This window comes from Cystobacter fuscus DSM 2262 (assembly GCF_000335475.2).
GTDB lineage: Bacteria > Myxococcota > Myxococcia > Myxococcales > Myxococcaceae > Cystobacter > Cystobacter fuscus.
On record NZ_ANAH02000064.1, the window covers coordinates 1 to 11,105 of the forward strand.

At 67.3% G+C, this 11,105-nt stretch carries 6 protein-coding genes; 3 read left to right on the forward strand and 3 right to left on the reverse strand.

The window, feature by feature from the left end; genetic code table 11:
- The first annotated feature begins 569 nt into the window (after nt 1-569).
- Nucleotides 570-1,577 carry a reverse transcriptase domain-containing protein gene (locus tag D187_RS37460; RefSeq protein WP_081714013.1) on the forward strand — a complete coding sequence of 336 codons (1,008 nt, stop codon included), beginning with the start codon at nt 570-572 and terminating at the stop codon, nt 1,575-1,577.
- 382 nt (nt 1,578-1,959) lie between these two features.
- Nucleotides 1,960-3,783 carry a hypothetical protein gene (locus D187_RS37465; protein WP_002628231.1) on the forward strand — a complete coding sequence of 608 codons (1,824 nt, stop codon included), beginning with the start codon at nt 1,960-1,962 and terminating at the stop codon, nt 3,781-3,783.
- A gap of 788 nt (nt 3,784-4,571) precedes the next feature.
- On the opposite strand, the gene D187_RS37475 is transcribed toward D187_RS37465, so the two are convergent.
- Nucleotides 4,572-4,916, reverse strand: a complete 345-nt coding sequence (locus D187_RS37475; RefSeq protein WP_043433620.1) for a hypothetical protein — start codon at nt 4,914-4,916, stop codon at nt 4,572-4,574.
- 180 nt (nt 4,917-5,096) lie between these two features.
- A complete protein-coding gene (locus tag D187_RS37480; protein ID WP_002628229.1) occupies nt 5,097-7,340 on the reverse strand; it encodes a sensor histidine kinase in 2,244 nt (747 codons plus the stop codon).
- Between the two features lie 103 nt (nt 7,341-7,443).
- Here D187_RS37480 and D187_RS37485 point away from each other — a divergent pair, with 103 nt between their 5' ends.
- Entirely contained in the window at nt 7,444-9,849 is a 2,406-nt protein-coding gene (locus D187_RS37485) for a lytic transglycosylase domain-containing protein (protein WP_002628227.1), read from the forward strand.
- A gap of 21 nt (nt 9,850-9,870) precedes the next feature.
- Here D187_RS37485 and D187_RS37490 read toward each other — a convergent pair whose 3' ends face one another.
- A complete protein-coding gene (locus D187_RS37490; protein WP_245591925.1) occupies nt 9,871-11,040 on the reverse strand; it encodes an acyl-CoA dehydrogenase family protein in 1,170 nt (389 codons plus the stop codon).
- Nucleotides 11,041-11,105 lie beyond the last annotated feature (65 nt).

Genomic DNA, 11,105 nt, shown 5'->3' on the forward strand with positions numbered 1-11,105 from the left:
TCGTGTGCGCCAGGCAAAGCTTGGGTGAGGAGGAAGCGATGTAGGAGCGGAAACTTCACGAAGGGACCCTGCGGGTTCAAACCCCGCCCGGCAAAGGAGGCCACCAGCCGGAAGCGAGTCTTGCGTGGTGCCGGGGCAACCCGGGCTGCGAAGCGTAGACAGCGAGTATGTGGGCCGCGTGATTGAGCCTCGAAAGATCTGAATCGTCGCGAGAGCCGACGCCGTACGAGTAGCGGAAGGCAGCAGCCCAGGGCCGAAACAGGCCAGGTCCTGGGGTCTCGCCGGGGTCTGAGAGCGGGGCACGCAGACAAGAGGGTCCTCCAGGAACCTGGGAGGTGCTGACGACTCCACGTCGAAGTGGCCGGAGGGCAACCGGAAGAAAGCCCAGGCCCGAGGGAGATGGGCGCCCGACTCCCGCGGGAGCGAAGGACGGGTGGCGGTGGTAGCGCGCTGGCGAAGGAAACGAAGCCGGGCGTGAAGGTCGTCAGGAAGTCGGAGTGCCTCGTAGTACCGCTGAAGCAGGGGAACGCACCCGGGCGGACCCTGTGGAGGGAAGGGGGCACCGGAACATGGAACCGAGGGAGGGAATGCAGAGGGCGGTGGCCATGGTGCTGGAAGCGGTGTACGAGCAGGACTTCCTGCCCTGCTCATATGGCTTCCGGCCGGGAAAGAGCGCGCATCAAGCGCTCCAGCGCCTCTGGGAAGTGCTCACGGAGATGAAAGGTGGCTGGGTCCTTGAAGTGGACATCCGGAAGTTCTTCGACACTCTGGACCATGGCCAGCTCCAGCAACTCATCCAGCGCAGGGTGCGAGATGGGGTGCTCCTGCGCCTCATTGGCAAGTGGCTGAAGGCGGGGGTTCTAGAAGAGGGGAACGTGACATACCCCGATGAAGGGACACCGCAGGGTGGGGTCATCTCTCCCGTGCTGGCGAACATCTACCTGCACGAAGTGCTGGACGTGTGGTTCGAGAAGGAAGTCAAACCGCGCATGAAGGGACGCGCGGAACTCGTGCGCTACGCGGACGATTTCGTCATCTGCTTCGAGAGGGAGGAAGATGCTCGCCGCGTCATGGAGGTACTTTCCAAGAGGATGGGGAAGTACGGCCTGACGCTCCACCCGGAGAAGACCCGGCTGGTTGAATTCCGCCCACCGCGTCCGGAAGACAAGGGACAGGGTGGACCCGGGAGCTTCGACCTACTGGGTTTCAAGCACTACTGGGGCAAGTCCCGGTGGGGCAAATGGGTGGTGAAACGCAAGACAGCCACGAGCCGATTGAGTCGGGCGCTGAAGAGGGTGACACAATGGTGCCGCCTGAACCGGCACCGACCGATACAGGAGCAACACCGCTGCCTCGCGCAGAAGGTGAGAGGGCATTACAGCTACTACGGGATTACTGGGAACTGGGCTGCCCTCACTACCTTTGCACGGGAGGTGGAAAGCAGGTGGTACAAGTGGCTAGCGCGGCGCTCGCAGAAGGAGCTGAAGCCGGAGAGATTCTGGCGACTGCTCAAGTTGTTTCCGCTGCCTGCGCCGCGCGTCGTCCACAGCGTCTACCGACTCGCAGCGAAACCATGAGCCGAGGAGCCGGATGCGGGAATTCTGCACGTCCGGATCTGTGGGGGGCCGGGGTGGGCAACTGCCCCGGTCTACCCGACTCCGACACCTCGTTTCCTACGAATCGTCTGACACCCTTCCAGAGCCGAGAAGTTGGACACGACGGCCGAGGAGGTGCACGCGGCGCTGGAGAAGGTGCCGTGGGTCGTCATGTAGAGCCGTACGCGGCCTCGGTGTTCTGGATGCAACGCTTGGAGTGAAGCTCACCGCCTTTCTCCTTTCCGCCACCTGTCATGCCAAGTCGCGTCGCTCGAGTTCTTCGATACCCTCTCGGCCGCCTCGTTCTTTTCCTATATACTAAACTCCTGCGTGTCGTCTCCCTATCTGGGTGGAGGGGCTCTCGATGTCACACAAACGCTGGTACACGCGGCAAGCGGTCATCGTCCACCAGGAGGAACTCACACCGGAAGAGCGGACCCGGGCCCGGAATCCGAGTGAGCTGCGCTCCTTCTTCTCGCTGAACAGCGGGACCGATGGTCTGCGTGACTGGCAACTCGAGGAGATGGCCGCCGCCACCGGAGCCCCCCGTTCACACCTGACGAAGCGGAATAGTGTCCTCACGTACGTCCTGCGAGCCTTCTCGAACGGGCAACTCGTGGCCCTACGACGAACGAACGAAGTCGTGCGCCCGTCGCAATCGCCCCATCCGTCTCCGCAAGAAGGTAGTTCCTGTGGACAGGTCATCAAGGCCGCCCGCTTCGTTCAAGCGCGCTCCACTGGAACAGCGGTTCCGCCGCCGCAGGTCATGTCCTCACCCGCGGCCACCACCATGGCGAAGGCGCGTCCGGAAAAGCAGAGTGACTTCGTCATCAACATTGGGCAGGACTCATTCGTCGTGTCTTTCGAGCTGCTTCCCGGTGCCACGACAACCGCCAGCGTGCGCGTCGTGGTCTCGCCAGTCGACTACTCGCGCGCCTACCAATCGCACATCAAGTACTGGGACGGCAAGGGTCGGGAGGTCGGCCCGGATGACCGATGGATAACGACGGGTGGCTGGAGTGTACCGGCGGAGCCGTTTGCACAGACGATACACATCGCGAACCGCTCGAATTTTGATCCCATCGACCTCAAGCGGCTCTCCGAACAGCAGGCGACGGTGTGGACCTTCGACCTGAACAATGACGGGGAGCCCGACTTCTCCATCCGGATCTCGTTCACCACCAGCAACACCATTCGCGAGTACAACTTCACGGCGTACGACAACAAAAAATCCAACAAGTTCGGCTTCCACTTCATTCAGAACGATGCATGGAAGTACGGATACCAAGGCAACCGGGCTCCACGCCGAGAGCCGGGCGACTTCATCGACTTTCTCGATGACATCTTCTCCTCGAAGACGACCTGGGAAATCGCCATCACCGCGATTCCAGTCATCGGAGAGATCGTCCTTCTGGGTGAAGCGGTCACCGGGTATTCGATTTTTGGTGACAAGCTCTCCGCTGGGGAGCGCGCAATTGCTGGACTCGCGGCCCTCTTGCCCGTTGCCGGTGGACTTCTGGCCAAAGGCATCACGCGGACTGGCGCCAACGTGGCCAGGATCGCCGCGAAGATCGGGCGCAGTGAGGACGAGGTGCTCGCTCTGCTACGCGCCGCCGAAAAGCAGGGCGCCGAGGCAGCCAAGGTAGAGCGGTGGCAGGCGACGCTCAAATCGGGTGGGAAGCTGACCGCTGAGGAGGTTGCTCAACTCCAGCGGATTCTGCGCCAATTGGAGGCCGACAACCGCGTTTTTCGCGCCGCCGAGCAGGAACTGGGCCTGAGCCGCATCCTGCGCCGCGGCGGCAAGGTCGAGAGCACGGGACCCGTCACACTCAAGCGACTGCGCATCGTTCTGGGCAATGCCGGCGTGAGCCCGTCCGGGTACCGTCTTCGCAAAGTAGCGAAGGCGGAGATGGAGGCCCTCGAGAAGGCGGGAGTCGATCTGTCGACGATCTATGCATGGGTCTCGCGTGATGCGAATGGTGCCCTCATCAAAGATGCGCGCGGGCGCCCGGTGATCACCTTCACCGACAAGGGCCTCTCATCCCTGGAGGAGGCGATCAAGAGCTTCGGGCACGAGGCGAAGCACATCAAGGACTTCGCCGCGGGCATGGTAACCTCAAGCGAGGCGCTCGCGGAGCGGGCCGGCGAAGAACTCTGGGCCCTCGTGAAGAAGACACTGGAGAGGTGATGGCACGTCGATGGAGCGAGGCTGGGGGCGCATTCCAATTGCCATTCATGGGCGCGACGAGCCGTTCGCTGCGCGGGGAGCGGGGGATCGTCTGTCCGAAGTGCGAGCAGACGACGCTGCGCGCCTATTTCCACGCATTCAATCGTGAGAATCACATGGGGACGATCTGGGTCTGGTGCCCGGAGTGCCGCACGACAGCCCATCTGCCTCGCGTGACCCCCAAGGTGACGCTAGGGCCGGACCCGTTCGCTGAACTCTCGAGGGATGAGTTCGCACGATTGGAAACGGATTCAAGCGAGCACCTCCTCGACCGGCTTGAGCGCCTCTGGACGCAGGGCCAATTGGGTCCACGGGGCGATTGAGATGGGGGTGAACTCCTCCTGTGTCAGGGTAGTTGACGCCTGGCGTCACTTCAGGCCGCGCGTGGTTCGGGGCCTGCTGGAGGAGGTGGAAGCCGAGGCCCGGGCGAGGGGCGAACTTGACTTGGGGGCGCAGCCCGTGCGGGCGCGGCACCTGCATACCCGGCCGAGCACCTCAAGCGCGGCCCGCGGCCTCTGGGGCATGCCTCCACGCGCCAAGCACTGCGGGAGTTGCGTGAGCAGTACCAGACTTTCGTCGCGGCGTTCCGAGAGGCCGCAGCTCGCTGGGGGCAGGGGGATTTCTCAGCGCCCTTTCCGCCTTCCTCCTTCCCGCCGCGGGTTGTGCCAAGTCGCGTCGCTCGAGTTCTTTGACACCCTCTCCGGACGCCCTTTCGGGGACACCCTCTCTGGGCTCCCATGCCCCTGCTGTCATCCAATGAAGATCTCAGCGATTTCAGCGGGATCCACCTCGCTCAAGGCCTTGAGAATGGAGTCGATGCGCTCAACGACCGGAGTGCTCCCGGGGTTGTCGACCAACTCCTCGGCGGTGACCGGGCTGGTGTTGAGCCTCGTCGTCCCCTCTGCGATGCATTCACGCACCTGGAGGATGATGAGCTTCCGCTCGATCGCTAGCTGCGGCCATTGCTGGACAATCCACCGCCGCACTTGACGCCGGGCATAAAAATGTAAGGCCTTGCCCAAGATGAGATTGACTACGTAGAGAAGCAGGAGCCACTTCCAACTGCTCGTGAGCCATCCCCAAAATTCCGCCATGCCCCTACGGTAGATGCACCGGGCGGTGGAACGCTACGGCTCGACGCTCGTGGGAGCTCGCACCGGCTGCATCGCGGGATCAGCCACCGTCCAAAGGCTTCAACCGATCTCGTGATGGCCTGCTTGGCCTCTCGAGTGCTCGTTTTGGAGACCCACGCCGTTGGCCTCCACCACCACGTCTCAGACCGCCCGGCGCTTCTTCTCGCGCCTGGACTTGCGCTCGTGCCGGGGAGGGGAGGGCGTGCCGTCCGGCGGCGGAGTCTCGGCGAGCCTGCCGTTGGGAAGGGACGGCCCGTCCGCGAGCCCCGAGTCATGGGACTGGGTGGGCTCGGGGGGCGGGGCGGGCAGGCGGATGATGAACGTGGCGCCCTCGCCCGGTTTGCTGCGCACCGACAGCGTCCCCCCGTGGTTCTTCACGATGCGCTGCGAAATCGCCAGCCCCAGCCCCGTGCCCTTCTGCTTCGTCGTGTAGAAGGGCACGAAGATGCTCTGGTGCTGCTCGGGTGGAATCCCCGGGCCCGTGTCCGACACGTGCAGCTCCACGAACGAGTCCCCCGCGTGGCGGAAGTCGTTGAAGCGGTCCGGCCGCACCGTCTTCACCGTGATGCCTCCTCCCGCCTCCCCCGCCAGCGCCTGCATCGCGTTCTGCACCAGGTTGATGAGCACCTGCTTGAGCTGCTCCGCGTCCGCCTCCACCCGCGGCAGGTTCTCCTCCTGCTCCACCTTGAGCTCCAGCCCCGGCGGCAGCTCGTTGTGGATGAGCCGCGCCGTGCGCGTCACCACCTCGTTCAGATCCGTGGGCCCGAACGTCTGCTTGAGCGGCCGCGCGTAGTCGAGGAACGCCGACACCACCCCGTTGAGCCGGTTGACCTCCTCGACGATCACCTCCAGGAACTCGCCTTCCTCGCCCGGCAGCCGCCGCGGATCCAGACACTGCGCCGCGCCCTTGATGGCCCCCAGCGGATTGCGGATTTCATGCGCCAGGCCCGCCGCCATCTCGCCCAGCGCCGCCAGGCGATCTCTCTCTCGGATGGTCTCGTACAGCTTGGAGTTCTCCAGCGCCGTCGCCAGCCGCTCCGCCACCTCCAGCATCAGCGCGATCTCATCCGAGGCGTACGCTTCCGGCACCCGCTCGTCCCACAGGTTGAGGAAGCCGATGACCCGGTCATTGCCCAAGAGCGGCACGGTGATCCCCGCCTTCATCTGCACCAGCGCCGCGCGCGTGTCGTGCAGCCGCTTGAGCTCGTCCCGGAAGCGCTTGCCCTCCACCGCCTGCTGCCTCATCACCGCGATGCGCCGCTCCACGTTCTCCAGCAGCACCGCCTTCTGCCCCGACGCCACCGCGAACAGCACCCCGCGCGCCGCCCCCGTGTCCAGGAACGACACCGGCGCCGGCCCCCGCGCGTCCAACAGCCGGTAGCCCGGCCGGTCCTCGGCCAGCAGGTACAGCGACGCGTGGGTGATCCGCCCCGACTCGTGCAGCGCGTCGAGCACCAGCCGCGCCAGCTCGGAGATCTCGATGACGCCCGCCATGCGCGCCCGCGTGCTGCCGAGCACCCTCAGCAGCTCGAAGCGCTCGCGGAAGAAGACCGCCACCACGCGCTCCTCCACCTTGGCCCGCAGGGGCTCCAGGAGGATGAGCAGCACGAACGTCGCCACCACCGTGTTGAAGATGAAGAGCGAGGTGTTGTTCTTGTCCACCCACATCGTCAGCAGCGTGAAGACCACCGCCAGGATGGAGGCGAGCAGCGTCTGCGAGACGATCTTCGCCAAGAGCTCGTGCAGATCCATCAGCCGCAGCCGCAACAGCGTCTGCGCGAGGAAGAACAGGTAGAGCGTGGTGAAGACGGGCCCCAGCGGGGTGGGGAAGGGCAGCCCGTAGCGCTCGAGCTGATCCAACACGCTGAAGAGGATGGCCGCCCCGGCGCCAATGGCCAGGTACGTCAGCCGCAGCCGCTCGATGCGTGAATCCGTGGTGCGCACTCGTCGCAGCAGCAACGACACCGAGGCCAGCAGCGCGCCAAGCACCCACGTGCCCACGACGATCCGCGCCCACTCCTTCTGGGCCAGCGGGGACACCGCCACCATCAGCCCGAACACGGCCGAGAGGAAGGCGAGCCGCCTGCCTAACAGGTGGGTGCCCTGGCTGACGCCGAGGAACTCGAGGAAGAAGGCGACGGCCGCGCCAGGAACGAGCGAAGCCAGTAGGATGGTGGCGCCCACCGCCACCCGCGTCACCCACGGATAGTTGCCCGTGGCGAAGAAGTCATGGATGAAGGTGGAGAGGTAGTAGCCCCCCAATGTCAACGCGAAGACGGAGTAGAGCGTGAGCACCCGCGGACGTGCGGCTCTCAACAACATGGAGACGCCAAGCGCCAGACCGATGATGGATGCGAGAAGCGCGCTCTGTGTCCGGATGTCCATGGGCGGGTCGAGAGTCTAACCTTCCTCGCGTTCCGGAAATTTTTCCCCTGCTTCCCCGTGTCTCCTGTCGCCGCCCCGGTCCATCTCCCGCGGCCCCCCCTGTATGAAAGCCTTCCTGCCGCTGTTCGCCGTCGCCGCCGCCACCTCGCTGGCCTTCACCCAGGCGTCTCCTCCCCCGGAGTCCGCCTCCCAGGAGCCGGCCGCGCCTCCCCGGTCGCTCACCGGCAACGCGCCCCCCGAGGCCCAGCTCTCGCCGCCCCCGGACACGGAGAAGTCCCTCGTGCCCCCGGGCTACATGCAGGTCTTCAACCCGGCCTTCCCGGGTGAGCCGCCCCCGGCGCCGCCCCTGGCCCCTCCCGTCTCCCTCGGCCGCGCCTACGGCCTGGAGGACCTCGCCCCGTACTTCGCCCAGGGCACGCTCCCGCTGGCCAAGGCGGCCTTCGACCAGGGCCAGTACACCCGCACCCGCGAGCTGCTCGAGAAGGAGGGGAGTTCTCCGCCCGTGCGCTACCTGCGCGCCTTGAGCGCCGTGCGCGCCGGGGACCACGCGCGTGCCGCCGAGGAGATGCGCGCCCTCTCCGCGGACTACCCCGCGCTGCGCGACCGCTGCCTCACCCACGCCGGCGTCGCCCTGGAGGCCCTCGGCCGCTTCCCCGAGGCCGCCGAGATGCTCTCCCAGGTGCCCGAGTCGTCCCGGCTCTACGCAGATGCCCGCCTGGGGCTCGGCCGCGTGCTGCGCAAGACGAAGGACGCCGAGGGCGCCCTCACCGCGCTCGCCCCCCTGGCCAACCTCGTCGCGCCCGCCTGGGGCCGCAACGTCGGCGCCGAGGCCCTGCTGGCCAGCGCCGACCTCGCCGTGGACCTGAAGGACAAGGCGCGCGAGCGCGACTTCCTCTGGCGCCTGTGGGCCCGCCACCCCCTCACCCCCCTGGCGCAGATCGCCCAGGTCCGGCTCAAGGGCCAGCAGCACCCCCTGGAGATGAAGGTCATTCGCGCCGAGCAGCTCATCGAGCTGCACCGCAATCGCCAGGGCCTGGAGCTGCTCCAGCCCCTGCTGCCCAAGCTCGTACTGCCCGACGCGCTCGCCTGCCGCGCCCACTTCGCCTACGGCAAGGCCCTGCGCAAGGAGCGCCAGCACACCAGCGCCATCGCCGCGCTCACCCCCGTGGCCGACAAGTGCCAGGACCGCGAGCTGCTGCCGCGCGTGCTCTACGTGCTCGGCTCCTCGCGCTCCATCGTGGATCAGGTGCGCGGCCCCGAGACGTATGAGCGGCTCGCCCGCGACTTCCCCGAGCACTCCTTCGCCGATGACGCGCTCTTCTTCGCCGCCGACCTGTACGTGAAGACGGGGCGGCTGGAGCTCGCCTCCGAGCGCCTCAAGACGCTGGCGATGCTCTACCCCCAGGGCGACTACCTGGGCGAGGCACTCTTCAAGGACTACTGGATCGCCCGCGAGCGCAAGGCCGCCGACGGGGGCCTCCCCCTGCTCGAGGAGATCGAGAAGCGCTTCGCCGAGGCGGACGAGACGAACGACGTGGAGCGCGCGCGCTACTGGCGGGCTCGCACGCTGCAGGAGCGCAAGCAGCCCGAGCAGGCCGCGGCGCTCTTCGAGTCGCTCGCGCTGGAGCACCCCGCCACCTACTACGGCCTGCTGGCGCGCACGATGCTGGGCTCGCTGGATGCGGAGCGCGCGCGGCGCCTGGCTCCCCAGTTGGACTTCTCCACCCAGGAGCGGCGCGAGCCCTGGCCGCTGCACGCGGGCGGCATGGAGAAGGATCCGCACTTCCTCGCCGCCGTGGAGCTGTTGCGCCTGGGCTTCCCCGAGGCGGTGTCCTCGGAGCTGCTCGCCATCAACCGCGTGAGCCTGCCGGCCGAGAACATCCGGCTCATCGTGCACCTGCTGGCGCTGTCGGGAGATGAGCGCGGGGCCCACGCGGTGGCGCGCATCGCCCTGCGCCGGGACTTGAGCGGCCCCATCACCCCCCAGACGCGCCCGCTCTGGGAGGTGGCCTATCCCAACGCCTTCCGCGACCTCATCGAGAAGCACACCGCCGCGGCGGGCGTGGAGCCGGACCTGTTGCAGGCCCTCATGCGCGAGGAGAGCGCGTTGGACCCCAAGGCGCTCTCGTGGGCGGGGGCGCTCGGCCTCACCCAGCTCATGCCCACCACGGCCAATGCGGTGGCCCGGCAGCTCAAGCTCAAGGTCCCCTCGACGCAGGCGCTCCTGGAGCCGGAGCTCAACATCCGCCTGGGCGCGCACTACCTGGGCTCGCTCATCAAGCGCTTCCCCGGACAGACGCCGTTCGCCGTGGGCAGCTACAACGCCGGTCCCCTGGCGGTGGACAAGTGGCGCGCGGATCGTCCGGGCATGTCGCTGGACGCGTGGGTGGAGGAGGTGCCCATCGCCGAGACGCGTGGCTACATCAAGCGCGTGCTGCGCTCGTTCAACACCTACCAGCTCCTCTACGGGCGCCCCACCAAGGCGCCCCTGCTCCAGGCCTCCAAGTAGCGAGCGGGCGGCCCCGGCCGCTCAGGTCCAGAAGCCCGTGGGCTGCCCGAGCAGGGCGGCCCCGGCCTGGCCCAACCAGCCTTCCGCCGCGGCCGCGTGCTGCCGGAAGGTGTGCAGGTCCCTGAAGCGCCGCTGCAGGCTCGAGCCGTCCTTGAGCGCGCTGGCGCCCGCCGCCTGGTAGCACGCGCCCACGACCTCGGCCGCCGTCTCCGTCACCCAGGCCAGGGCCGCCGAGACCCGCGGCGCCACGGCTGGAATGGCCGCGGGGTTGTTCGTGCTCGCGTCCCAGAGTTCCTCGGAGAGGTCGCGCAGCAGCGCCCGGGCGGCCCGCACGCGCGTGTCGGCGCGGCCGAGCTGGAGCTGGAAGACGGGGGACTCGAAGAGGGGAGCGCGGGCGTACATCCGCCGCTTGCCCGTCCCGACGAGTGTTACCAGATCCTCCAGGGCGCCCTGGGCGATGCCCAGCGACACCGCCGCCATGTGCAGCGCGAACTGCAACAGGGGCGCGACGAAGCCCGGGCCCGGCAGGTGGGACGTGCCGGAGAAGATGTCGAGGGTGTTCTCCTCGGGGCAGAAGACGCCCTGCATCTCCACGTCATGGCTGCCCGTCCCCCTCAGGCCGAGCACGTTCCAGGTGTCGAGGATGCGCACCTCCTGGGGCCGCAGGAGCATGGCCCGCATCCGGAGCAGGCCCTCGGTGGGACGCGGGAGCGTCTGGCCCTCGTGCAGGACGACGCAGTTGCCGATCAGCCAGTCCGCGTGCTGGCAGCCGCTGGCGAAACCCCACCGCCCGGTGACGCGGTAGCCGCCGGGTTCCACCACCGCCTGCCCCTGGGCGTTGAAGCCGCCGGCCATGATGACGTCCGGCCCGCCCGAGTAGATGGCGTCGAAGCGCTCACGTGAGAGGAACGAGAAGAGGTGGGGGCTCTCCGAGCCGATCATCGTCGTCCACCCGGTGGCCCCATCCGCCCGGGCCAGGGTCTCCAGGACCTGCATGCCGGTGCGCAGGTCCACCTCGAGGCCGCCATGGCTCCGGGGGACGAACATCCGGAAGAAGCCCGCCTGCTTGAGCTGACCGAGCAGCTCCAACGGCAGCCGGCGCCCCGACTCGATGTCCGCCGCCCGGGATGACACCACCGGAGCCAACTCCCGCGCCGCGTCCAGCACCTGCTTCGCCTCGGCATTCATCATGTGTTCCTCACTGTGCGTAGGGGCGGGAGGAGCCCGCCGGGCGTGTTCCGCCTCGGAGCGAGCAT

What these genes read in the sequence shown, in the direction of transcription:
- D187_RS37460 (WP_081714013.1), top strand. Translation starts at nt 570, where the DNA reads ATGGAACCGAGGGAGGGAATGCAGAGGGCGGTGGCCATGGTGCTGGAA.
- D187_RS37465 (WP_002628231.1), top strand. Translation starts at nt 1,960, where the DNA reads ATGTCACACAAACGCTGGTACACGCGGCAAGCGGTCATCGTCCACCAG.
- D187_RS37475 (WP_043433620.1), bottom strand. Translation starts at nt 4,916, where the DNA reads ATGGCGGAATTTTGGGGATGGCTCACGAGCAGTTGGAAGTGGCTCCTG.
- D187_RS37480 (WP_002628229.1), bottom strand. Translation starts at nt 7,340, where the DNA reads ATGGACATCCGGACACAGAGCGCGCTTCTCGCATCCATCATCGGTCTG.
- D187_RS37485 (WP_002628227.1), top strand. Translation starts at nt 7,444, where the DNA reads ATGAAAGCCTTCCTGCCGCTGTTCGCCGTCGCCGCCGCCACCTCGCTG.
- D187_RS37490 (WP_245591925.1), bottom strand. Translation starts at nt 11,040, where the DNA reads ATGATGAATGCCGAGGCGAAGCAGGTGCTGGACGCGGCGCGGGAGTTG.